General features: G+C 55.1%; 21 protein-coding genes and 1 pseudogene. 8 read left to right on the forward strand and 14 right to left on the reverse strand.

Annotated features, from left to right (window positions below):
• Window positions 1-25 precede the first annotated feature (25 nt).
• Both ACR0D7_RS04925 and ACR0D7_RS04930 read right to left on the reverse strand, forming a co-directional pair.
• Window positions 26-616, reverse strand: coding sequence for an imm11 family protein (locus ACR0D7_RS04925; protein WP_480677975.1), 591 nt, complete (start codon window positions 614-616; stop codon window positions 26-28).
• Window positions 616-1,422: a DUF4261 domain-containing protein gene (locus ACR0D7_RS04930; protein WP_480677976.1), complete on the reverse strand. Its 807-nt coding sequence runs from the start codon at window positions 1,420-1,422 to the stop codon at window positions 616-618. Before ACR0D7_RS04930 ends, ACR0D7_RS04925 begins: the two co-directional genes overlap by 1 nt.
• 450 nt (window positions 1,423-1,872) lie before the next feature.
• On the opposite strand from ACR0D7_RS04930, the gene ACR0D7_RS04935 reads away from it, so the two are divergent.
• The gene (locus ACR0D7_RS04935; RefSeq protein ID WP_480677977.1) at window positions 1,873-2,058 is read left to right on the forward strand and encodes a hypothetical protein; all 186 of its coding nucleotides are present in this window, start codon (window positions 1,873-1,875) and stop codon (window positions 2,056-2,058) included.
• A gap of 498 nt (window positions 2,059-2,556) precedes the next feature.
• Here the strand turns inward: ACR0D7_RS04935 and ACR0D7_RS04940 are convergent, their stop codons facing one another.
• From ACR0D7_RS04940 to ACR0D7_RS04990, 11 genes and pseudogenes are all read right to left on the reverse strand, one after another.
• Complete coding sequence (locus tag ACR0D7_RS04940; RefSeq protein ID WP_480677978.1) at window positions 2,557-3,009, reverse strand: GFA family protein; 453 nt, start codon at window positions 3,007-3,009, stop codon at window positions 2,557-2,559.
• A gap of 151 nt (window positions 3,010-3,160) precedes the next feature.
• Window positions 3,161-3,373, reverse strand: a complete 213-nt coding sequence (locus tag ACR0D7_RS04945; RefSeq protein ID WP_480677979.1) for a hypothetical protein — start codon at window positions 3,371-3,373, stop codon at window positions 3,161-3,163.
• Between the two features lie 20 nt (window positions 3,374-3,393).
• A pseudogene (locus tag ACR0D7_RS04950) lies at window positions 3,394-3,731 on the reverse strand (transposase); the annotation flags it as partial.
• Between the two features lie 701 nt (window positions 3,732-4,432).
• Complete coding sequence (locus tag ACR0D7_RS04955; protein ID WP_480677980.1) at window positions 4,433-7,084, reverse strand: molybdopterin-dependent oxidoreductase; 2,652 nt, start codon at window positions 7,082-7,084, stop codon at window positions 4,433-4,435.
• On the reverse strand, window positions 7,084-7,416 hold the full coding sequence (gene nirD, locus ACR0D7_RS04960; protein WP_480677981.1) for a nitrite reductase small subunit NirD: 333 nt from the start codon (window positions 7,414-7,416) through the stop codon (window positions 7,084-7,086). The genes ACR0D7_RS04955 and nirD overlap by 1 nt, the downstream gene beginning before the upstream one ends.
• On the reverse strand, window positions 7,413-9,848 hold the full coding sequence (nirB, locus tag ACR0D7_RS04965; protein WP_480677982.1) for a nitrite reductase large subunit NirB: 2,436 nt from the start codon (window positions 9,846-9,848) through the stop codon (window positions 7,413-7,415). The genes nirD and nirB overlap by 4 nt, the downstream gene beginning before the upstream one ends.
• A 4-nt stretch (window positions 9,849-9,852) precedes the next feature.
• Window positions 9,853-11,532 carry an ABC transporter ATP-binding protein gene (locus ACR0D7_RS04970; protein WP_480677983.1) on the reverse strand — a complete coding sequence of 560 codons (1,680 nt, stop codon included), beginning with the start codon at window positions 11,530-11,532 and terminating at the stop codon, window positions 9,853-9,855.
• A gap of 5 nt (window positions 11,533-11,537) precedes the next feature.
• Window positions 11,538-12,620 (reverse strand): ABC transporter permease, encoded by a 1,083-nt coding sequence (locus tag ACR0D7_RS04975; RefSeq protein WP_480677984.1) that lies wholly within the window; start codon window positions 12,618-12,620, stop codon window positions 11,538-11,540.
• Between the two features lie 73 nt (window positions 12,621-12,693).
• Window positions 12,694-14,058: a CmpA/NrtA family ABC transporter substrate-binding protein gene (locus tag ACR0D7_RS04980; RefSeq protein ID WP_480677985.1), complete on the reverse strand. Its 1,365-nt coding sequence runs from the start codon at window positions 14,056-14,058 to the stop codon at window positions 12,694-12,696.
• A gap of 270 nt (window positions 14,059-14,328) precedes the next feature.
• Window positions 14,329-15,498, reverse strand: a complete 1,170-nt coding sequence (locus tag ACR0D7_RS04985) for an ABC transporter substrate-binding protein (RefSeq protein WP_480677986.1) — start codon at window positions 15,496-15,498, stop codon at window positions 14,329-14,331.
• Window positions 15,495-16,079 (reverse strand): ANTAR domain-containing response regulator, encoded by a 585-nt coding sequence (locus ACR0D7_RS04990; RefSeq protein WP_480677987.1) that lies wholly within the window; start codon window positions 16,077-16,079, stop codon window positions 15,495-15,497. The genes ACR0D7_RS04985 and ACR0D7_RS04990 overlap by 4 nt, the downstream gene beginning before the upstream one ends.
• 574 nt (window positions 16,080-16,653) lie before the next feature.
• On the opposite strand from ACR0D7_RS04990, the gene ACR0D7_RS04995 reads away from it, so the two are divergent.
• Together ACR0D7_RS04995 and ACR0D7_RS05000 are read left to right on the forward strand one after the other, a co-directional pair.
• Entirely contained in the window at window positions 16,654-16,860 is a 207-nt protein-coding gene (locus ACR0D7_RS04995) for a cold-shock protein (RefSeq protein WP_480677988.1), read from the forward strand.
• Window positions 16,861-16,972: 112 nt separating this feature from the next.
• The gene (locus tag ACR0D7_RS05000) at window positions 16,973-17,944 is read left to right on the forward strand and encodes a fatty acid desaturase (RefSeq protein ID WP_480677989.1); all 972 of its coding nucleotides are present in this window, start codon (window positions 16,973-16,975) and stop codon (window positions 17,942-17,944) included.
• Between the two features lie 79 nt (window positions 17,945-18,023).
• Here the strand turns inward: ACR0D7_RS05000 and ACR0D7_RS05005 are convergent, their stop codons facing one another.
• The gene (locus tag ACR0D7_RS05005) at window positions 18,024-18,626 is read right to left on the reverse strand and encodes a helix-turn-helix domain-containing protein (protein ID WP_480677990.1); all 603 of its coding nucleotides are present in this window, start codon (window positions 18,624-18,626) and stop codon (window positions 18,024-18,026) included.
• A gap of 147 nt (window positions 18,627-18,773) precedes the next feature.
• On the opposite strand from ACR0D7_RS05005, the gene glyA reads away from it, so the two are divergent.
• The 5 genes from glyA to ACR0D7_RS05030 all read left to right on the forward strand — a co-directional run bounded on the left by glyA (window position 18,774) and on the right by ACR0D7_RS05030 (window position 24,274).
• A complete protein-coding gene (gene glyA, locus ACR0D7_RS05010) occupies window positions 18,774-20,027 on the forward strand; it encodes a serine hydroxymethyltransferase (RefSeq protein ID WP_480677991.1) in 1,254 nt (417 codons plus the stop codon).
• 11 nt (window positions 20,028-20,038) lie between these two features.
• Window positions 20,039-21,418: a dihydrolipoyl dehydrogenase gene (lpdA, locus tag ACR0D7_RS05015; protein WP_480677992.1), complete on the forward strand. Its 1,380-nt coding sequence runs from the start codon at window positions 20,039-20,041 to the stop codon at window positions 21,416-21,418.
• A 14-nt stretch (window positions 21,419-21,432) separates the two neighbouring features.
• A complete protein-coding gene (gene lipA, locus ACR0D7_RS05020) occupies window positions 21,433-22,377 on the forward strand; it encodes a lipoyl synthase (RefSeq protein ID WP_480677993.1) in 945 nt (314 codons plus the stop codon).
• A gap of 24 nt (window positions 22,378-22,401) precedes the next feature.
• Window positions 22,402-23,772 (forward strand): alanine/glycine:cation symporter family protein, encoded by a 1,371-nt coding sequence (locus ACR0D7_RS05025; RefSeq protein ID WP_170387808.1) that lies wholly within the window; start codon window positions 22,402-22,404, stop codon window positions 23,770-23,772.
• A 79-nt stretch (window positions 23,773-23,851) separates the two neighbouring features.
• Complete coding sequence (locus ACR0D7_RS05030; protein ID WP_480677994.1) at window positions 23,852-24,274, forward strand: universal stress protein; 423 nt, start codon at window positions 23,852-23,854, stop codon at window positions 24,272-24,274.
• The last annotated feature ends 119 nt before the right edge of the window (window positions 24,275-24,393 follow it).

Consider the following 24,393-nt stretch of genomic DNA (forward strand, 5'->3'; position numbering starts at 1 on the left):
ACTTTTTTTGATGTATTTTAGATGCTTACCGCTCTTCTGCGGGAGCGCGCTCTAGATATTGAAGCTTTCGCTTCCTGTAGAGCCCCATGAAGTCATCAGAGATGAAGAAACTGGCGCGAAGATACTTCGCCCGCCAAAGATGCTTTCCAGAGATAATATCTTTCTTCAGCACCATTCCTTCATGGGATATTTTTTCAGGGGAGAAGTATGCAATTCTGCCATCTTCCCAACGATCCACACTGACACCGCCCTGTTCGTAGTCAATACAGTCACACAGGGTCATGATATTCATGACATAGTACTGCTGTGGAGCGGGATCACCACGTTTTCCGTTGCGCAACTGGAATGGGAAAAATTCATGGAGGCCCGGTTCCAGTTCCTCAACAATCTGCCGGAAATTCTCGGAAACAAATTGGAGATCCCAACGATCAATATAGTCTGGAATACGCTTACGCGGCTTTTCAGTGTATCCACTGGTCGGCAACGGACCAGCTTCTGGACTATAGGCCGTAGCGCTCTCCAAACCTAGCTTACCAGCATTGCCCGGCTTATCGCCATCGAACTCAATATTGACATACCAAGGCGGGTTAACTGTCCCCCAGACGTTATAAGCCATTACTCACCCTCAACCCCGACTACTCCATTGATCTCCATCCGAATAATCGGCGCATTGACCCTTCGACCCTGATCCTGGAACGTCAAACGGATTGCCTCTTTTCGATCTCCGATCGTATCGCCATCTTTCATGAACATCCCATCCTGAAGTATCCACGCTATCAGCCCGGTCATCCGCAGCATGATCTCCTGCGGATCACCGCTAACGGGTTCCATTTCAATCTCACGTCCAACAAATGGCTCCAGGCCAAATGTGTACCCGCCGACATGCAACGCCCTGGCGGTGCTGGCCGATCCTTTGAAGAATTGTGGATTGACCCAGAGGAAGTCAGGATTTTCACCCTGCAACTCAATCTGACTGGCCCTGCCCAAATCCTCGGCCACCCACACTTTGCGTGCAGGCAACCAGATTCCATGAGTCGAGTCCAAAACCTGAGCAGTTACCGCTGCAAGAATTGAAAGTGCTTTGGCAGCTTCCAGCGCCGCTTTGTGGTCTTCTATTGAAGAAACAACACTCAGATAAACGTGCGCCTGATCGCTTTCGAACAAGTCTGCGGCAACTTCCGGACGACGATCCAGTGACACCGCACCGCCCGTCAATTCAGCAGGGACAGGCGTGGTGAACATTCTTACGGAAATAGTAACGGTGCCGTAACCGATCATCGTGGCGATTGATGCCCCTACAGGCAACAAGGCACGAAACTCACTGCCGTTCGGCAGGTACTTATTTGCCTGGTTAACTACAGCAACAGGATCTAGTTCAGAGGGCTCGGAGAGGCTCAGAATAGCTTCAAGCGCTTTGGCCATTTTGCATTCTTTCGTTTGTCAAAGTCTTAGGTCAACGCACTTATAAGTCTATATTTTTCGTCACGACAGCTGCAATCTCTCTGACGTTGCAACGACGATTGAGCCACGATTTTTCTTTCACGTGAACACCTTTGGGAAGAGTAGGCATCACCGGAAACAACTTAATGTAAGAGGCTTTGGTATTGTGAGAGGTAGTGCGAATGGGCTCTGTTGCAGACTTTTGACCTTCATGGATTTAGCGCCTGTCTGGCAAATAGCCTTAACCTCGGCCGGGAGACCCCTGCGCGGGAACACCACTATCCCAACCCGCACTACCAACCGAAAATAGCGGCGGTGGTAAAACAGGAGTTTGGAGGATCATACAAGACAATGAAGAGGGCCATGAGATGGGCAGGAGCTCTAGGCTGCTTGTTCAAATACTGAAAACGGCGGAGGAAATCGTAGGGAGATATGCCTGAAGAAGCTAGCCTTTCCCTGCAAGAGCACAAATTTTCACTGAAGGTACGTCAGAATTTCCCTGTTCCGATGCTCAGGGAAGTCGCCCGCAACGCACAGATTTATCTACACGTTTCTGGTCTGCGCGCTGCAATTACCGCCAAAACGGTGCGTTTTCCCTGTAAAAATCTCTGTTTTTAAGGAATTTTTAGGCGAGACTGGGTAGCTGCAAACTGCCTGCACAGCCAGTTCATCAGAACATGGAACGACGACAGGCACTTGGGGCTAAACCCTCCGAGAAATGCCCCCGTTTATGCCCCAGTGGTTTCGGGTGTTCTGACGTCCTCTGACCTCTCCTCTTTCCTGATCGCTAGCGGAGGTTCTATGGGGGTGGGGAATAGGTATAAGTAATGAATAGAAACCGGAGGATAGAGAGACCCGAGTATCCTCGTTCCTGATCCATAATACATAGAGGGAGGAGGAGGTTATGGGGGAGATAGAGGACCCGTGGCACTCGCGACCGATCGACGTTCACCGCTGGTCGGATCACCTAGAGGTCGCTGACTTGGTCGACCGCATCTGGTATGAGCGCCTGTTTTGAATGGGGGTGGAAAAGGCACCTAGAGACGCAAGTTCCGAACCCAATTCGGACGTCTGCTCTTTCGCAGGTGCGTCTTGATCACTTAGCATTGCTGCAGCCTATGAAGTAACTATAGGGCCGTAGCAATCAGGCTCGGCATTATGACTTGAACCGTTGTATCTCGGGAGTTGATCAACAACGTCGAACCAATTTAGGCGTTCTCCGAACATCACGTGTCTGTCAGGAGTGAATTTTTCTGGATAATCCAACGTGCTCACATAAAATTCGATGATGGAATGCCCTCCCCACTCGCCCTCATAAGAAAGGGGAGTCCCGCAATCCCCGCAGAACGTTCGATTAACGTCGGGAGACGAATGGTAGTTATTACGCTCCCCCTTGGTAAATCGCACTGATCTGGCGTCAAAATTCACAAAAAGCACAATTGGCGCGCCAGTAGTTCGGCGACAAGAATTGCAATGGCAGTACGGTACGTAGAGCGGTTCTCCAATCGCTTCATATCTGACTGCGCCACAATGGCAGCCTCCGGCGATATGTTTTTCGTTCTCGTTCATTTGCAGGAACCTCTCTGACTTGGGCTTGCTTGAGTGTTTGCCTCGAGCAACCAAGAATTGCACTCAGATCTTCCGTTCAGTCAAACGGCGGCCTTTCCCGTGACTCACCCCATTGTTTATTGGCTATCTCGATCCACTTAATTTAGCCGCGTCAATTATGAGTGGCAAACGGCACCACCTCTCGCCCCGTTCTTCGCTCATGTTCCGCCAACCGTTGAAGATACCCCTCTGACCGGGCCGTCTGCCGCCAAATCACGTAGTCTTTCACATGGTCGGCATTGGGGTCGGCCTGTTCGTCCAGCCCATAGAACTGGTTCGACGTTGGCAACGGAGCACCGGCCACTTCCTCCGAAGCCTTGGCCATCACCCGCTTCACTTCTCCAACTCGGGTACTCTGATATGGCCGCGGACATGATCGATGCAGGCGCGACGACGAGCGGGGCTCAATAGTTTCACTTTGCGGCTTCCGTCAGGATCAGCTTGTCCAACGTCAGATCAGAAACCGCCCGCCGCAGCCGCTCGTTCTCTTTCTGAAGCCGCTTCAGTTCTTTCAACTGATCTACGCCCATTCCGCCGTACTTCTTTCGCCAGCGGTAATAGGTTTGTTCAACAACGCCAATCTGCCTGATCGCATCAAGACGGGACATGCCTTGCCCCATCAGAACTTCAACCTGCCGTAACTTCGAGACAATCTCTTCCGGCTTCGGTCGCTTGTTCGCCATGTGGTTCCTCCGTTTTCTTAACCATAACGGCGGACCACTTCAGAGGGGGAGGATCAGTGATGCGTTAGGTGTTCGCAGAGTTTAGCGCAGCTTGCGGGACAACTGTCTATTTCTGCATAGTGACAAGCTAGGCCTGCCAACCTATCACTTCCTGCAAACCGACGACACTGACTTCGAAATCCTCGGCAGGGTTGTCTGGTCGTCTAGAACTTGGCCCACATAGTCGAAGAATTAGTTGCAACCTTCATATGGTCGACTTCAGATTTGTCGGGACGGTTTGCGCCTTGTGCTATTGATACATTGGCGAGTTTCGCGATGCGCATTCGCGGGTGGCAACTCAGTTGCTACCTTGTCAGCGGCGACCTTTCAAAGCCCTGCGTGGTTTTGAAAGGCTATTGGCCTTCTGAACGCCTTATTTCACTGCCTTTTGAAACCGTTTTGAAATGTCTTCAAAAGCCGCTCGAAGCTGAAGTGAAAATGACAGATCAAGTTTGCCATCGCCCGGATTTCGCCCTGTGTTTCCAGTTCAAGTTTTTCGCGCGCCTTGATAGGTTTCCGAGCAATATGCCCACAATCGCCTTGTTTTGTTAGGCTTCCGGGTAATACCGTGTGAAACCACTTAATCCCGTGTAGTTGTCAATTCATATGTTTCGTAACACTGGCATCTCAATTGCGACAAGAAACTAAGGAATTTGTGCGACCTAGTCCTGCAGGCAATAATCTGAGTTCTTGTTTGAATTTTTCGAATGCACACTGATCAAATCAGCGAGTTCCGGCCGACATGAACCGCAGTTCGTTCCAGCTAGAAGAGCTTTACCGACTTCGTCCACATCGATCAAATTTTGGCCTTGAATAGCCCGAATAATGGATTTCAATCCAACTCCCAAGCACGAACAGACTATTGGCCCGCAATCTTCCAAATCCGCAGGTGGACGACCGGATAACATCTGTTGGAAGGGGGCTTCGGGCAAAGTTGCTAGGTAGTCTCGCATCAGCAATAAGGGGTTGCGGGATACAAATAGTGCCGCCGATAGGCGTCGCCCTTCTGAGAACGCAATTCTAAATGACCCACGCTTTGAATCTTCAACTGTAGTGGCCGACGCATGGGGTAAGCTGAACCATTCTCGGGCCGTAGTCTCCCAATCATCGACGGCGCAATATCCGGCCAGCTCGATCCTGCAACCCTTGTCCGTTTTGGCCATTGCCCAGTACTCTGCCTTGGGCGAAATAGCAGCGACAGATACCGCGAACCCATACCACGCGGCATTCATGCGGCTAATAGAAACTGCTGTTGCCTTACTCTCTGGTTGTCCGGAAATTGGGTCAGTCACGCTTGGAACAAGCACATCTACGCGGGCTGCCGCGGAAGTTTCACCTGTCCAGTGAATTGGTGCAAACACTTGGCCGGGCGCGATTTTATCTGTGATGCGGAGACGAAATATGCCGGTCCCAATGGCGCTTCTGATTTCGACCAAATCGGCAGAATTGAGATCAAGCCTCCTGACATCCTCAGGGTTAATTTCCACATAAGGTTCGGCAAGATGCGCTGAAAGGCGAGGTGAAAGACCAGAGCGGGTCATAGTATGCCACTGATCCCGGTTCCGCCCCGTGTTCAACAGAAACGGGTATTGCACTGATGTTTCTGCTTTCGGTGGCTTGTGGGTTACGGGAACAAAACGCGCTTTTCCGTCGGAATAAAAGAACTCTCCGTCGCCGAAGAACCGCCCGCCTGAAGAACGCGTCGTTATTGGCCACCGTGTTGGGCTCAGTGTTTCATAGTCTTGGTCATCGATCATTGAGAACTTTGAAATATCGAAGTCTTTGCCAAAGGCTTTGGACAGAGAAGACATTGCAGCATATTCGCGAAAAATTTGGGCTGGAGACTCGTAACTGAAGGGCTTCGTCCAGCCCATGCGACGGCCCACTTCGGCCAGAATATCCCAATCAGCCCGCGATTGCCCCGGTGGTGTCAAAACTGCGCGCTGTCTACTGATAGTGCGATCTGAATTAGTTACCGTTCCACTTTTTTCGGCCCAACCCGCAGCAGGCAGCAAGACATCTGCAAGCCGCGCTGTATCCGTGCACTCGGTAAGATCGCTGACAACAGTGAAGGGGCAGTGTTCGATTGCTGATCGTACTCTGTCAGCGTCTGGCATTGTGACAGCCGGGTTGGTGTGTATTACCCAAAGCGCCTTGATCTGACCGCTCTCAATCGCGAGAAACAGATCGACCGCTTTCAGGCCCTGTTTTTGCGGAATGGCAGGAGCATTCCAGAACCTTTGAACAGCATCGCGATGGTTTTCGTTTTCGATATCCAGATGACAGGCGAGCATATTAGCCAAACCGCCGACCTCTCGTCCGCCCATGGCGTTGGGCTGGCCGGTAACCGAAAACGGTCCCATACCAGGGCGCCCGATACGACCCGTAGCCAGATGGCAATTCAATATTGAATTTACCTTGTCCGTTCCGCTTGAGGATTGGTTTACGCCTTGGCTAAATATGGTGACAACTCGCTCGGTTCTAAGCCAGAGATCGCAGAACGCTTTGATCTCGACTGGATCGAGGCCCGTTGCCGTCTCATCACCCTCTTGCGCGGCGATTAACGCTTCCGAAAACCCAACCGTGTGAGCCAAGAAGTCAGGCGCGACATGTCCCCCATCGGAAATTTTGTTCAACAAGCAGTTGAACAAGGCGACATCACTGCCGGGTTCTAAGGCTAGATGGAGATCCGCCTGATCGCAGCTGGCAGTTCTGCGAGGATCGACGACTACAATCTTGGTGCCACGAGCCTGACGCGCGGCTAGAACCCGCTGATAGAGAACCGGATGGCACCAAGCGAGGTTGGAGCCAACCAATACGACAAGATCAGCCTGATCCAAATCCTCGTAGGTGCCGGGCACTGTATCTGTCCCGAAGGCACGTTTATGCCCTGCTACTGTCGATGCCATGCAAAGCCTGGAATTGGTGTCGATATTGGCGGACCCGATGAACCCTTTCATCAGCTTGTTGGCAACGTAGTAGTCTTCAGTCAGCAATTGTCCCGAGACGTAGAGTGCGACGCTGTCCGGTCCATGCTCGGCAATCGTTGCTGAAAACCGATCAGCTACCAACTGCAATGCATCGTCCCACTTGGCGTCCTCCCCAAAAACACGTGGAGCCAACAAACGGTGGTTCAGCCCTACTGTTTCTCCCAAAGACATACCCTTGGAACACAGGCGGCCATAGTTCGCCGGATGATCCGGATCGCCTTCGACGGTCAGCCCTCCGGCACCGTCGGGGCGAAGCAGAACCCCACAACCAACGCCGCAATACGCACAAGTTGACCGAACCTTTGGCAGACCGGTTCCGTCCATCAGGCCGCACTCCGCTGGGTTACGGCGCTGTCGTCCAGCAGGATGCGCCCATCTTCGAGGCGCACAGGATAGGTGGCGATCCGCCCCTTATCGGCACCCTGCGCTGCACCTGTATTCAGATCGAACACCCAATTGTGAAGTGGACAGGTAACCGATTGACCATGCACGATGCCTTCGGAAAGTGGCCCACCTTTGTGCGGGCAGCTATTAGTGGCCGCAAACACCTTAGTTTCGGCTGTGCGGAAGACCGCAATACAGCCTAGTTGTGTTTTTACCAATCGCGCGCCGCGCAGAGGCACCTCGTCGATGTGTCCGATGTCGATCCAGCTCATTCTGCGGCCTCCAATGTAAAATCAGCTATTGGCGCGTAAGTCTGCGCCTTGTCGCGCACGTGTTCTGCCCATGGGTCCTTGCGATAGATGTTTTGGGACAATTCGAACCGAGCGACCAACGCAGCACGGTTTTCCAGATCTTCGATCACATGGGTTCTGACCCAATCCAAGCCGATCTTATCCAGCCATTTGTACAGACGATCCAGATACTTACCACCTTCACGATAGGCCTGCGTGACGGCCATCACAACTTTGATCGCCTCATCTTCAGTTGGCACTTGACACAGAAACTCGGTCTCTTTCACATCCATTCCGGCGGCACCACCGATGCTGATCTGATAGCCGGAGTCCACGCAGACCACGCCGATATCCTTGCAGGTCGCCTCGGCGCAGTTGCGCGGGCAACCGGACACGGCCAACTTCAGTTTGTGAGGTGTCCAGGATCCCCACAAGATTTTCTCAAGTTTGATACCGAGACCCGTACTGTCCTGTGTGCCAAACCGACAATGAGCGGTACCAACGCAGGTTTTTACCGTTCGCAATCCCTTCGAATAGGCGTGGCCCGAAACCAAGCCAGCCTTGTTCAGATCCAACCATATCGCAGGCAGATCTTCTCCCTTGACCCCCAGCAAATCGATCCGCTGACCACCGGTTACCTTGACAGTTGGAACGTCATACTTGTCGGCAGCATCGGCGATGGCGCGTAATTCCTCGGGTGTCGTGATACCACCCCACATACGCGGCACGACGCTGAAGGTGCCATCCTTCTGGATGTTGGCGTGTTTGCGTTCGTTGACGAACCGGCTTTGTGGATCGTCCTGATATTCCAGTGGCCAGTCCGCCAGTAGGTAGTAGTTGATCGCTGGGCGGCAGACATGGCAGCCGTTTGGTGTGGTCCATCCGAGTTCCTGCCAGACAGCGGCCTGACTCTTCAGTTCTTGCCCTTTGATCAAACGGCGCACATCCTCATGCGTCAGATCGGTGCAACCACAGATCGGTTGCGCCGCTGGCATCTGGAAGTCATCGCCCAGAGTGACTTGCAAGACTTGCTCAACCAGCCCCGTACACGTCCCGCAGGAAGCGCTGGCCTTGGTGCTTGCACGCACCGCGCCCAGATCGCTGGCCCCTGCATTGATCGCCTCAACAATCTCGCCTTTGCATATGCCGTTGCAGCCGCAAATCTCCGCCTCAAGCGACAATGCTGCAACGGCTGAGAGAGGGTCCGAGGTGTCGCCTCCCTGATAAGCCGGGCCGAAGATCAACGTCTCACGCGTGTCTTCGATGCTGGTGCCGTCCTTAATCAGGCCGAAGAACCAGTTGCCGTCAGCGGTGTCGCCGTACATCACGGCGCCGATCAGACGGTCCTGTTCGATCACAAGCCGCTTGTAGACCCCGCGCGACGGGTCTCGGAATACGATGTCCTCTCGTTCGGGGCCCTCGGCGAAGTCCCCTGCGCTGAAAAGATCACAGCCGGTGACTTTCAGCTTGGTTGAGAGCGTTTTTTGAACAAAAGCGGTGTCCTCCGCCATCAATGCCTGCGCTGCAACCTTCGCCTGATCATAGAGCGGCGCGACAAGGCCGAAGACCTCTCCGTCGTGTTCGACACATTCACCCACCGCATAGACGTCCGGGTCCGAGGTCAACATTTGGTCATCCACGTGTATGCCGCGAGCGGTGGCGAGGCCGGTCTCTTGCGCCAGTGTGGTGTTGGGTCTGATACCCACTGCCATGACCAACAGGTCACAGGGCAGTTCGGTTCCGTCTTCCAGCAATAGCGCGCGGACCTTTCCATTCCGGCCGAGGATTTCTTTGGAGTTCGCCTGCAGGCAAATCTTGATGCCTTTGTCTTCCAGTGATTTCTTCAGCAGGTAGCCTGCGGCTTCGTCCAACTGGCGCTCCATGAGGTGGCCCATGATGTGCACCACGGTGACATCAACGCCATGTGCTGCCATACCGGCCGCGGCCTCAAGACCCAGTAACCCGCCGCCAATGACGACCACCTTATTGTCAGGGCCCATGCCCATCATCCGCTGGGTGTCTTCCAGATCGCGATAGGCGATCACTCCCTCCAGATCGTGGCCGGGCAGCGGAATCATGAACGGGTTCGATCCGGTCGCGATCACCAGTTTATCGTAGGGCACATGCCCATTCTCGCTCTCGACTACCTTCATCTCGCAATCGACATTGATCACCTGTTCGCCAAAGCGGCAGGCAATTCTGCGTTCGGCATACCAGGCGTCGTCATGGGTGACGATCTCTTCATAGGTTTTCTCACCCGATAGAACCGGGCTGAGCATGATGCGGTTGTAGTTGCCGCGTGGCTCTGCGTTGAAAAGGGTGATTTCGAACGCATCTGGTGCGGCGTCGGTCAGGTGTTCCAGCATCCGGCCTGATGCCATTCCGGCACCTATGACAACAAGTCTTTGTTTCATGGGTTCACTCCGCTGCAATCGCCTTGGGGGCGGGTGTTTTTGGCTTGGCGCCATGTTCATATTCTTCAAGGAAATCGAGGACTTCCTGCCGGTAAGCATAGTAATCCGGGTGCTCCAGCAGGGCTTTGCGCGTGCGCGGACGCGGCAGGTCGACCTTGGTGATCTTGCCGATCGTTGCCTGCGGGCCGTTGGTCATCATCACGACACGGTCGGCCAGAAGGATCGCCTCGTCCACGTCATGGGTAACGCAGATCGCGGTCACCTTGGTGCGGGACCAGACCTCCATCAGCACTTCCTGCAATTCCCAGCGTGTGAGGCTGTCGAGCATTCCAAACGGCTCGTCCAGCAACAGCAGTTTAGGAGACAGGGCAAAAGCGCGGGCGATGCCGACGCGTTGCTTCATACCGTTCGACAGGTCGCCTGCAGATTTGTCCATCGCGTCAGCCAGGCCGACGCGTTCCAGATAGTATTCAACAACATCCTGCCGCTCGGCCATGCTGGCCTTGGGATAGACCTTGTCGACGCCAATCGCGACGTTCTCCTTGGCGGTCAGCCATGGGAACAGGTTCGGCGATTGGAACACTACAGCGCGCTCAGGATCGGCCCCCTCGACGTGACGGCCATCCAGCTTGATCGCGCCTTTCGAGATGTCGTTCAGCCCTGCCGCCATGGTCAAAACCGTGGACTTGCCGCAGCCGGAATGGCCGATCAGCGAGATGAACTCACCCTTGTCGATCTTCAGGTCAAAATCCTCGACCACAGTCAACGGACCTTTGGGCGTCGGGTAAACCTTGTGCAGTTGCGAGAAGTCGAGGAAACGGCTCTCGATCAACCCCTTTTGCGCCTCGGCCACCGCCGTTGGAACCCCGTGTATTGGAGTGACATCCGGAAGAATACGAGAGCCTTCGACCTTGGCCTCGATCCCAACATCCATCAGGTACTTGGTGACGTCCGCGCGCAGGCTCTTGAAGGTCTCATCGTTGTTCATTGCGCCCCGATCACGGGGGCGGGGGATCGAAACGCGGAATTCTTGCCCCAACGTGCCATCGGGGTTCAGGGCGATGATGCGATCTGCCAGAATGATCGCCTCGTCCACGTCATTGGTGATCAGAACGCAGGTTTTCTTGTCGGCTTGCCAGATATGTTCGATTTCGTCGGCCAGATTGGCGCGGGTGAGCGCGTCAAGCGCCGACAGAGGCTCGTCCAGCAATAATACCTCAGGGTTCATAGCCAGTGCGCGCGCGACGTTGACCCGTTGACGCATCCCACCAGACAGCTCGGCTGGGCGGCGCGTGGCAGCATGGTTGAGACCTACCATTTTGACAAAATGCGCCACTTTTTCGGCTTTCTCGGCCTTGGTGAGGCCGGGAAAGACCGTATCCACAGCCAAGCCAACGTTGCCGCTAACGGTCAACCATGGCATCAGCGAATAGTTCTGGAAGATCACGCCACGCTCAGGACCCGGTCCTTTGATCGGGGCGCATTTGAACGTGACATCCCCGCCGGAGGGCGTATCCAGCCCAGCCATCAGGTTGATCAGGGTGGTCTTGCCGGTGCCGGAAAAACCGAGGATCACCAGAAACTCACCCTCTTGCACGTCAAGGTCTATGCCTTTCAACACATCCGTGCGCGCGGTGCCTTCACCGAAGGATTTCGAGGCGTTCTTGAAGCTCAGAATGCTCATCTCGATCACCGGTTATTCGTGAAGGTAAACAGGGATTGCAGCGCGAACATCACCCGATCCAGCAGGAAGCCGATGATGCCTATGGTGAAAACTGCAACCATGATCTTGGCGAGCGAGCTGGACGATCCGTTCTGGAACTCATCCCAGACAAATTTGCCCAGACCGGGGTTCTGCGCCAGCATTTCAGCCGCGATCAGAACCATCCAGCCAACACCAAGCGACAGGCGCAGGCCGGTGAAGATTAGGGGTAGGGCAGAGGGCAGCACCAATTTGGTGATTTTGGTATAGGTGTTCATTTTCAGAACCTTGGAAACATTCACCAGGTCTTTGTCGATGGATGCCACACCAAGCGCCGTATTGATCAGTGTGGGCCACAAGGAACACAAAGTTACAGTGATGGCCGAAATCAGAAAGGACTTGGCGAACCAGCCGTCGTTGGTGACGTAAACGGCCGATACGATCATGGTGACGATCGGCAACCATGCCAGAGGCGAGACCGGTTTGAATATCTGGATCAGCGGATTTAGGGCGGCATTTGCAGTCGGAGACAAGCCAGCTGCGATACCAAGCGGAACCGCGACAGCTGTCGCGATCAAAAATCCAAAGAACACGGTTTTAATTGAGGTCCAGATTTGCTGGTAATAGGTCGGTGCACCTGTGAAGGCGACGTCTTTCACTTTCTCCGGTTGTCCAGCATCAATAAATTTTTGATTACGCTTCTCTACCATTGCCTCGAACTTCGCGCGTTTGGCCGCTTTGGCCTTGGCGTCCTCGTTCAGGCTGACCATTTCCTCCCAAACCTGCGCCGGTCCCGGAACCGCGCCGAGAGAGGTCTGAACCTTGGGTGCCAAAGTCCCCCAGAGCAATAAGAAGGCACAGATCGATAACAGCGGGACAATCAGCAATCGCCAGATCTCAGTCATCTGAGCGCTAGGATTGTCTCCGGCGGCGGCCTTCAGGACTGGCGTGGCCCAGCTGAGACCCAGAACCTGGAACCATTTGTCGGCGGCATTGATGCGGGTGAAAAGGCGGGCACGACGCTCCTCTCGGGCGGCGTCTGCGTTGAATTCGGGGGCGACCGTTGTCATCTCATGTATCCTTGCGCTGGCAGGGCACTGTTGGGGTCACGCCCGACAATTGTCGGGCGTGAAGTTTGCTGGATTATCCTTGAACGTCTGAACCGACGATTTTCTGATCGCCCTTCAGTCCGATGGACAGGCTTTCGAGATAGGCGTTGGGTGTGCGGCCGTCGTAGGCGATACCATCGATGATATCTTCAGCCGGGGTAGGTGGTTTGTAGCCGTCGCTGTCCCAAGGGAAGTCGGCCTCATTTGCCAGCCCTTCATCCACCAGCAGGCGCGCGGCCTCCAGGTAGATCTCGGGCTTGTAGACGGACTTGGCCACTTCGTCATACCAGTTGTCAGGCTTGGCATCGGCGATCTGACCCCAGCGGCGCATCTGGGTCAGGTACCAGACAGCGTCCGAATAAAACGGGTATGTCGCATTGTAGCGGAAGAACACGTTGAAATCGGGGACGTCGCGCTTGTCACCCTTTTCATATTCAAAGGTGCCGGTCATCGAATTGGCGATGACGTCATAATCAGCGCCCACATATTCTGCTCGGCTGAGGATTTCGACTGCTTCGGGCCGGTTGGCGTTGTCGTTCTCATCCAACCACTGGGCGGCGCGGATCAAGGCCTTGGTCACCGCCAACGTGGTGTTTGGATACTCTTCGGCGAACTCGGCTGTGATGCCGAAGACCTTTTCAGGATTGTTCTTCCACAGTTCATAGTCGGTGACGACCGGAACGCCGATGCCCTTGAACACGGCTTGCTGGTTCCATGGTTCACCCACGCAATATCCATAGATTGTACCAGCCTCCAACGTGGCAGGCATTTGCGGCGGAGGCGTAACCGACAAGAAGACATCCGCGCCAATCTGGCCGGTCACGTTTTCAGGGCTGTAGTAACCCGGGTGCAGACCACCTGCGGCCAGCCAATATCGTAGCTCGTAATTGTGCGTCGAGACTGGGAAAACCATGCCCATGTTGAAAGGCTTTCCTTCAGATTTGTACTTCTCGACAACCGGTGCCAATGCCTCGGCGCTGATCGGGTGTTGCGGTCGCCCATCATCCATCAGCGGAATGTTCGGCTTCATCTTTTCCCAGATTTCGTTGGACACGGTGATACCGTTACCGTTCAGATCCATTGAAAACGGAGTTACGATATGCGCCTCTGTCCCATAGCCAATTGTCGCTGCCAAAGGTTGGCCAGCCAGCATGTGCGCACCGTCCAGCTGCCCATCGATCACGCCATCCAGAAGAACCTTCCAGTTGGCCTGGGCCTCGAGCGTCACGAACAGACCTTCGTCCAGAAAATAACCCTGTTCATAGGCGACGGCCAAAGGTGCCATATCGGTCAGTTTGATAAAGCCAAAGGTCAGTTCGTCTTTCTCAAGCTCCAGCTCGGCAATGGCCGGAGACACAAGTGCTGTCGCTGCAGCCAAGCTCAGAAGTAGCTTTTTCATTTCGATCCCTTTCGGTTCAGCCCAACCCCTTGGGCAAACAAAAAAGCCGCCGACACAAACCGCCGGGAGGAGATGGCGGTTGGTCGAGCGGCTTTGCTCTTGTGAGTTGCCCTAGATTTTGGGCGAATTCTGTCGGTGAGCGTCGTTGCCTTCCGATGGGCTCATTAAGACAGTCACGCATCGAGGCGTCATCAGTTTTCGCGAGTTCAGCGCGGAAAATTCTGCGATGCAGCGCAAATCAATGCTGCAGTGCAAAAAAAATGTGCAGACTTATCCGACCGGCTCGAAAATGCGCCGGTCGAAAAACACGTTTCGTGGTAGAATCAGACTGCCATTGGTCGAAGCGACAGCGGTTGACTCGGGCAACGCACCTTCCAGTTTCTCTGATGCACCCGGTGTTTCGACCCCCAAACTGTGCAACTCACGACGATACAGATCGCTACGAAATACCTTTGCTGCCTGACGCTCTGCAGTACTAGCGCCCAGTCCGTTTCGAATCGCGAGTTGATGCGCAACCCATTTCGCCTGACTACGCCAGGGGAAAGTGGCGGCACCATCGAAGAACTCTACAAACCCTTCCACCTGACGCTGCTCTCCGCTCGGTAAAATCGTAAATTCTCCGGTAAGAGCTCTATCGATCAACTCGGGTGAGACATTCAGGTAAGCCTTGCGCGATAGCATCTCAGACGCGGTAGTCCGACTTTCTGGGTTGGAAAGCCAACGCGCCGCGTGCCAAACGGCCCGCATGAGACTGCCCAATAGACGGGGTTCGGTTTCGGCCCAATCGTTTCTAACCGCCAAAACTTTTTCCGGTGCGCAAGTCCAAATCGCATGACCCGGCAGTAGCAAAGCCCCAACATTGTCATCAACGGCGAAAGACCCCCAAGGCTCCCCTACGCAAAACGCATCGATTTCTCCGCTCGCAAGGGCCTGAGCCATCAAAGGCGGTGGAACTGTCCGAATTTCAACTTTTTTCGAGGCAAGCTCGGTTCCTGCAACCCAGTAACGGACCAATTCAACATGCATGGAAAATGGGAAAGGTACCCCGAAGACAAGAATATCATCGGCAGCTTTGGCTAAGACTGCTGCCGCTAATTCGGCATTCATGAAATCGAAATCATACCCCAGATCGGCTAGCCGTCTCGCCAATTTAGTACCAACGCCAATCACGTTGCCATTCAGGGACAGGACGGAAACGGCGGACAGCGGAGTAGAGATGCCACCCAAATCCAATGCCATCGCCACAGGGATCGGGGAAAGCAAATGCGCCGCATCGACGTGGCCAAAGGCTAGCATATCGCGCAGTGATGACCACGAGGGAGCCGGCTGCAGGTCTAATGAGATGCCTTCAGCATGATCAAACCCCATCTCACGCGCCACGATCAATGGCGCTGCATCGACCAAAGGCATATAGGCTACGGGCAAAGTTACTGTTCTCACGACAGCAACCCTGACGCGGTTACTAAGGCTTCGGCGACATCGGCTACGCGCCGGTTCTGGTTCATCGCGGTTTTGCGCAGCAGGGCATAGGCTTCATCCTCCTGGAGACCCTTTGCCCTCATGATCAATCCCTTGGCTCGATCGATCAACTTACGCTCTTCAAGTGCGCGTCGCGTTTCCTCCAATTCCAAGCGCATCTGACGCAGCACCTGAAACCTTGCGATAGCGATATCCATGACGGGTTTAATTCGATCGGCTTGAAGGCCATCTACAACATATGCGGACATGCCAGCTTCAACTGCTGCCTTCGCCAATCCACCTGCCGCTCCGGACACAAACATTGCCACGGGGCGTTCCATTGGACCCGAAGCAACGGTCAACTCTTCCAGCATATCGCGTGATGGATTGTCTATATCGATCAGAACAATGTCCGGGATATGCGTCGCAATTTGACGTGCCAGCCCTGAAACATTACCGATTACAAAGACATCTGCGTCTCCGGACTCTTTCAAGGCATCAACGATTGCGAAAGCTCGTTCTTGGTTTTGCTCAACTACAACAACTGTGAGGTTTTGGGTCATGCGGACTCAGCTGGGGTCAGATTTCTTCGGCCTCAACCAGAAAGCCTTGGGCTTCTGCAGCAAGCTACAGGATTGCACAATTTATTGGCGCTTAAACGCGTTATGCGGAAAGACTGCGCAGTTTTCATTGCGTGTCATGCAAGATGAAATGAACTGTACCGGGTTTCTTGAAATGGTTTGACTTTTTCAGCATTCGAACCGCCCTTTTAATGCAGGGCAACAAATGCGGAAGAGCCCTCTCTCGCAGAAAGCCTGCATTGAGATCAAAGCCAATATCGATGAAGGTCGTTGAGATGCTCTCTGGCAGCCAAATCTGTCATTATTTGGCGAGGGTGCCATTGCCACCCCACCAATTCAATATGTTGTACAGAGTTTTGCAAGGGCTGTATGCAGCAGGCATGCGTCACGATTTAAAGGCTTGCATGAAACACAGCTGAGGCCCATATGACAGGTGCTAACGTTTTTCTTTTTCGACCTGCTGTCTCCCAAATTCGGCGTTCAGTCTTTCGATTCAGACCGACCACGCCGAGTCGCCGCAATGATGCGGGCGACAAAATATTAGGAGACTTCGACCATGGCAAAAGGCACCGTAAAGTGGTTCAACTCGACCAAAGGTTTTGGCTTTATTCAACCCGAAGATGGCAAGCGTGACGTGTTCGTGCACATCTCGGCACTTGAACGTTCGGGCATCAGCGAATTGAAAGATGGCCAGAAGGTCACTTTCGACGTGGAAGCAGGACGGGACGGGCGCGAAAGCGCCGCCAATCTGGCACTCGCCTAACCACTGATGGGCGCCCTCAGGGGCGCCCGTTTGCTAAACAGGCCCTAAAGAGCCGTTGGAGATCAAGCAGTTGCACCCTCAGGAATGGACTCGGACGCTTGCGAAGTACCGCGTGCCCGATACAAAGCGCAGTGTTATCGAACTAGCAGTCACTGTGATCCCTTTTTTTGCGTTATGGGCTGCAGCGTGGTTTGCACTGTCCGTCAGTGTCTGGGCCGCCGTGTTATTGGCTATACTGAATGCGGCGTTTCTGGTGCGAATATTCATAATCATGCATGATTGCGGCCACGGTTCTTTCTTTAAAAACCGAACTGCTTGCAATTGGACAGGTCGAATTCTGGGCGTTTTTGCCGTTACGCCCTATGATGTCTGGCGCCAAAGTCACGCAATTCATCACTCTTCCACTGGCAATCTGGACCGGCGTGGCATGGGTGACATCCCCACACTGACGGTCCAGGAATACGTGCAGCGCAAGTGGGCCGGGCGGGTCGCATATCGATTGGTCCGCAATCCCGTCTTTCTTTTCGGCATTGCCCCGATTTACGTATTCCTTCTGCAAAATCGCCTGCCGCTTGGCTTCATGCAGTCCGGTTGGCTGTTCTGGGCAAGCGCGATGGGAACAAACGCGGCGATTGCAGGCCTTTTGGTCCTGATGTTCTGGGCCGGAGGTTTGGATGTGCTGGTTTATGTTTTCCTACCAACCGTGATGGTGGCAGCCTCAATCGGAGTTTGGCTTTTCTACGTTCAGCATCAGTTCGAGCACACAACCTGGGAGCGCGAAGAGGGTTGGAGCCTTCAGGACGCCGCTTTCTTCGGTAGCTCTCACTATGCACTACCCGCCATCCTGCGCTGGTTTTCCGGCAATATCGGAGTGCACCATGTCCACCACCTGGCCAGTCGCATTCCTTTTTACCGACTGGATGAAGTTTTACGTGACCACGCTGAGTTAAGGGATTGCCAACGCATCACCTTGTTCGAGAGCCTTCATTGCGCACGGCTGCACCTTTGGGATGAAAACAATCAACGCCTGCTTACCTTTTCCGAGGCTTTGTCGAAAACAAAGTCGAGTGAACTGTCAGTTTAATTCGACGCATCTCAGCCAGGTTTCGATAATACCTACACAAGGGGCAGGAATGGCCTCACTCATTGCAGGCTTGATTTGTTCACTCCAAGGACACCCATAGAACCTGAGCGTCTTCCTCACTGGTCGACACACAGCCGTGCCCCATGCTGCTGTCATAATAAAGCGAATCTCCGGCTTTCATCGGCAGCGGGCGATAATGTTCCGAGATGAAAATCAACTCACCTCTTAGGACGTACATGAATTCTTCACCCGAATGGCGAATCCAGGGGTCAAATTCGGAAATATCGCGTGCCCGGATCGTTGCGACGTAGGGCAGCATGCGTTTGCTTGTCAGGTCAGAGCACAACAGCTCGTGCACATAAGTTGCCGTTTCCCGAAATTCGCCCTGCCCCTTTGGCGTAAAATCGCGACGCCCCGTGATCCCGGTTTGACCCGATTGAAAAAACAGTTGCGGCGGCTTCAAGTCCAGCGCCTGGGTCAAACGCCGAACAATTTCGAAGCTGGGTTTGGTCTGATTGTTTTCGATCTTCGACAGGGTCGAGCGACCGATGCCCGCCGCGCGCCCGGCCTCTTCCAGCGTCCAGCCTTTTTCCCGACGCGCTTCGCGGATGGAACGCCCCAAGGCCGCCCCTTCGTCCAGCTCTTCGGGTGGAACACCTTCGTTTCTTTGGTCTTCGCCCATGAAATCCCCCCTGTTCTTTCAAAGTCTACATATTCCCTTAGTTACACGCAACTACGTGAATAGGAGACTTTTATTGACTTAAGGGAATCATTTCCACTATAGGAAACTTAATTTCGGACCGGAGATTCGAAATCAGAGGAGATGACCATGTTCAAAACGTCGCTTACACAGGCCGATCCGACCATCGCTGCATCGATTGCACGCGAGGGCGCACGTCAGGCCGAACAGATCGAACTGATCGCATCAGAGAACATCGTCTCTCAGGCTGTGATTGACGCCCAGGGCTCGGTGCTGACCAACAAATATGCCGAAGGGTATCCCGGTCGCCGCTATTATGGTGGTTGTGAATATGTGGATGAGGTCGAGCAGGAAGCCATCGACCGATTGAAGCAACTGTTTGGCTGTGAATATGCGAACGTTCAGCCGCATTCGGGCGCACAGGCCAACGGAGCAGTCAAACTGGCGCTGCTCAGCCCCGGGGACACCATTCTGGGCATGTCGCTGGACGCGGGCGGTCACCTGACCCACGGCGCGAAACCGGCACAGTCTGGCAAGTGGTTCCGTCCGATCCAGTATGGCCTGACCGAAGCAGGGTTGATCGACTATGATCAAGTTGAAGAACTGGCAAAGGCTGAAAAGCCCCAACTGATCATTGCCGGTGCATCTGCCTATTCGCAAAAAATTGACTTTGCCCGCTTCCGCGCAATTGCCGATGAAGTTGGCGCCTGGTTGCTGGCCGATATGGCTCATATCGCTGGTCTGGTTGCGACCGGCCTGCACCCCTCGCCTATCGGACATGCACATATCGTGACATCGACCACACATAAGACCCTGCGCGGTCCGCGCGGTGGCATCATCCTGACAAATGACGAGGCACTGGCCAAAAAGATCAATTCGGCCGTCTTCCCCGGACTGCAGGGCGGTCCGCTGATGCACGTGATCGCAGGCAAGGCGGTTGCCTTCGGAGAGGCGCTGCAGCCTGAGTTCAAGGAATACATGCAGCGCGTTGTCGACAGCGCCTCAGCTCTGGCGAACGTGATGATGGCACGCGGTTGCGACATCGTCTCGGGTGGCACCGAAAACCACCTGATGCTGGTCGACCTTCGCCCAGTTGGCGTGACCGGCAAGGACGCCGAGGCTGCTTTGGAACGTGCTGGCTTTACCTGCAACAAGAACAGCGTGCCGGGCGACCCTGAAAAGCCCACAATCACCAGCGGTATCCGTCTGGGTACTGCAGCTGGCTGCAGTCGCGGTTTCGGACCGGAAGAGTTCAAACAAATCGGCCACCTGATTGGTGACGTGCTGGATGCGCTGGCAGAGAACCCGAACGGTGATGAGGCCGTCGGAAAAGCAACCCGCGACAAGGTCCGCACCCTGTGCGCAAGCCACCCGATCTACTGAAAGACGACCACATGACCTACGATCTTATCGTTATCGGAGGCGGACCGGGCGGCTATGTCGCCGCGATCCGCGCGGCTCAGCTGGGACTGAAAGTGGCCTGCGTCGAAGGACGCGGGGCACTTGGTGGAACCTGTCTGAATGTGGGATGCATCCCCTCCAAAGCGTTGCTGACCTCCTCGGCCAAGTATGCCGAACTTGCACATCTCTCCTCCCACGGCATTGCGGTCGAGGGGGCCAGCATCGACGTACCCGCGATGATGGGACGCAAAGACAAGATCGTAGGCGACCTGACCAAGGGCATCGCGTTTCTGTTTAAGAAAAACGGTGTTGATCTGATTGAAGGCTGGGCAAGTATTCCTGCGGCCGGTCAGGTCAAGGTGGGCGATGAAGTACATGAAGCCAAGAATATCCTGATCGCCACCGGATCCGAACCGACCTCTTTGCCTGGGATCGAGATTGACGAACAGGACATCCTGAGTTCAACCGGTGCGATTGCGCTCGAAAACGTACCGGAGCATCTGGTTGTGATCGGCGCAGGCGTGATCGGTCTGGAGCTGGGTCAGGTTTGGGCCCGTTTGGGCGCAAAGGTCACCGTGGTCGAGTATCTGGACCGCGTTCTGCCGGGCATTGATGGTGAGATCGCCAAGCTGGCGCAGCGCGCGCTATCCAAGCGTGGGTTGAAATTCCAACTGGGCCGTGCATTGAAATCGGTCGATAAGACTGATGCTGGCCTGACCCTGACCGTTGATCGTGTTGGTAAGGACAAGGAAGAGGTGATCGAGGCCGACAAGGTTCTGATCGCCGTTGGCCGCCGTCCGGTCACCCGTGGGCTGGGCCTGGAAGAACTGGGCGTTGCGGTAAACCAGCGCGGTTTCATCGAGGTGGATGAGACGTTCCAGACCTCGGTTCCCGCAATTTACGCTATTGGCGACTGCGTGCCCGGCCCGATGCTCGCACACAAGGCCGAAGAAGATGGCGTCGCGTGCGTGGAAACTCTGGCAGGTCAAGCTGGTCATGTCGATTACAACACAGTACCGGGCGTCGTCTACACCGACCCCGAGGTCGCGTCAGTTGGTCTGACCGAAGAGGCGCTGAAAGAGGCAGGCACCGAGTACTCGGTCGGAAAGTTCGCCTTCATGGCCAACTCGCGCGCCCGCTCGACCGGCGAAACCGACGGCGCGGTCAAGGTTCTGGCTGATCCGAACGGCAAAATCCTGGGCGCACACATTTGCGGCGCTCATGGTGGTGATCTGATCGCAGAACTGGTTCTGGCCATGACCAAAGGCGCCACCGTCGCCGAGGTCGCCGCCACCTGTCATGCACACCCGGCCATGGGCGAGGCGGTCAAAGAGGCCTGCCTTGACGCCATGGGCCGCGCAATCCACGCCTAAGAGGGAACCGCCAGATGACTATCCAGCTTCGCCCCCGCCACCCGGAAAAAGCCAAGAAGGCTGACAGTGTCATCCCGCGCAAACCCAAGTGGATTCGAAAGAAAAAGGGTGACAGCGCCGAGTATTACGAAACCCGTCGCCTGATGCGCGACCACAATCTGGCAACGGTGTGCGAAGAGGCCGCCTGCCCCAATATCGGTGAGTGCTGGTCCAAGCGTCACGCGACGATGATGATCATGGGTGAGATCTGCACCCGTGGCTGTTCCTTCTGCAACGTGGCCACCGGCCGCCCCGATGCGCTGGACGCGTTTGAGCCGGGTCGGGTTGCAGCGGCGGTCAAGAAACTGGGACTGCGCCATGTGGTGATCACCTCGGTCGATCGCGATGATCTGGCCGATGGCGGAGCGGAACATATCGCCCAGACGATCCGCGCCGTGCGCCATCAGAACCCCGGCACCACGGTCGAGGTTCTGACCCCGGACTTCTTGGGCAAAGGCGACGCTGCCGATATCGTCTTCGAAGCAGCCCCGGACGTGTTCAACCACAATCTGGAAACTGTTCCACACCTTTACCCATCGGTTCGTCCCGGCGCGCGCTACTACACATCGCTGCGGCTGCTGGACGACGCAAAACGCGCAAACCCCGGAATTTTCAGTAAATCTGGTCTTATGGTAGGGTTAGGAGAAACCCTAGACGACGTGCGTCAAGTGATGGACGACCTTCGCGCGGCCAATGTCGATTTTCTGACGGTCGGCCAGTATTTGCAACCGACCCCGAAACACCATCCAATCGACCGTTTCTGGTCACCGGAAGAGTTCGCCCAACTGGAACGGATCGCACGCTCCAAGGGCTTTCTGCACGTGTCGGCCACGCCGCTGACCCGTTCATCGTTCCACGCGGACGAAGATTTCGCTGCTCTCAAGCAAGCCCGCCAGCGGGCCATCGCAAACGGGGCTTAACCAAACGCAAATGGGAGGGAAACCATGGAAGCGTTAAATTCAATCGTAGGGGCCATCAATGGCGTCGTGTGGGGGCCGCTGATGCTGGTCCTCATTCTTGGCGTTGGCTTCTTCCTGCAGGTCGGCCTGAAATTCATGCCGATCCTGCGCATTGGCACAGGCTTTAGCCTGCTATTCAAAGGCCGTGAGGGTCAGGGCGAAGGGCAGATCAGCCCGTTCAACGCGCTGATGACCTCACTGTCGGCGACCATCGGTACAGGTAATATTGCCGGTGTGGCCACTGCTGTCTTCCTGGGCGGTCCAGGCGCATTGTTCTGGATGTGGATGACCGCCCTGGTGGGCATGGCCACCAAATATGCCGAAGCCGTCTGCGCGGTTAAATACCGTGAAAAAGATGAACTGGGCAACTATGTCGGCGGCCCGATGTACTATATCAAAAACGGCCTCGGCGCGAAATGGGCCTGGCTGGGCGTCGCATTCGCCCTGTTCGGCGCAATCGCGGCTTTCGGCATCGGCAACGGTGTTCAGGCCAACGGTGTGGCACAGGTTCTGGAAGCAAACTTCGGCGTAAACACTTCGGTCACCGGAGTTGTTCTGATGGTCCTGACCGCAGCCGTTATCCTGGGTGGCATTACCCGCATCGGTGCAGTTGCCGGTAAGCTGGTTCCGGCCATGGCAATCGCATACATTGTCGCTGGTCTGCTAGTTCTGATCATCAACATCGGCGAAATCGGCAACGCCCTGTCGCTGGTCTTCACCTATGCCTTCACCCCATCCGCCGCCGAAGGTGGCTTCGCAGGCGCAGCCGTCTGGGCCGCTATCCGCTTTGGTGTGGCACGTGGCGTGTTCTCGAACGAAGCTGGTCTGGGCTCGGCTCCGATTGCACACGCAGCGGCTGAGACCAAAGGTCCGGTTAACCAGGGCCTGATCGCGATGCTGGGTACGTTCATCGACACCATCATCGTCTGCTCGATCACCGGTCTGGCGATCATCTCGACAGGCGCATGGACCTCAGGTGAATCGGGCGCTGCCCTGACCTCTCTGGCATTTGCAACCTCTCTGCCGGGCGGTGGTCACCTGATCGCAATCGCGCTGTCGATCTTTGCCTTCACCACCATCCTAGGTTGGTCGTTCTATGGCGAGAAATGCGTCGAGTTCCTGCTGGGTGTCAAATCCCTGCTTCCCTACCGGGTGCTGTGGATCGTCGCGATCTACTTTGGTGCAACCGCGGATCTGGGCTTTGTCTGGCTGCTGGCGGATACGCTGAACGCCATGATGGCAATCCCGAACCTGATCGCCTTGGCCTTGCTGAGCCCGATCGTCTTCAAGCTGACGAAAGAGTTCTTCGCATCGGGCGGTCAGTCCGAAGAGCCCGGCGGCAAGCCTGCCGAATAAACCCGGCCCTGACAAAACGGGGGGCCAAGCCCGGCCCCCCGCCTTTGAAACAAATTCCCCTATCTCGAGGAGAGACGTGATGGCCACGAAAATCCTGCTGCCTATTGATCACACCGACGACCGTTCGTGGAAAAATGCCCTGCCAGTCGCATTGGAACAGGCAAAATTCTACGGTGCCGAATTACACGCGGTTGCCGTCATCCCCGAGATCATCCAGCTGCCGAACCTGCCGGCCAACTATGGCGCCGGTGCCAAAGAGCACGTGCGCAAAGCGGTTCAGGCCATTCTGGATCATGGCAATGCCTCCGACGTGGCAATCCACATTGAAGAAGGCAGCGTTTACCGCGAAATCCTGAAGCTCGCTTACAAAGACGGCTTCGACCTGATCGTCATGGCATCGACCAAAGGCGATTTCCCGAATTATGAGATTGGCCCGAACCTGGCCCGTGTCGTGCGCAACGCGCATTGCACTGTCATGGTTGTTCGCGACCAGTCCCGCTGATTGAAAGGTTAGAACGATGACCACACCGAAACGCACGCCTCTTTATTCACTCCACGTTGAGTTGGGTGGTAAGATGGTTGATTTTGCTGGTTGGGAGATGCCTGTTCAGTATCCTTTGG

The sequence above is a fragment of the Ruegeria sp. BB7 genome (assembly GCF_056539365.1).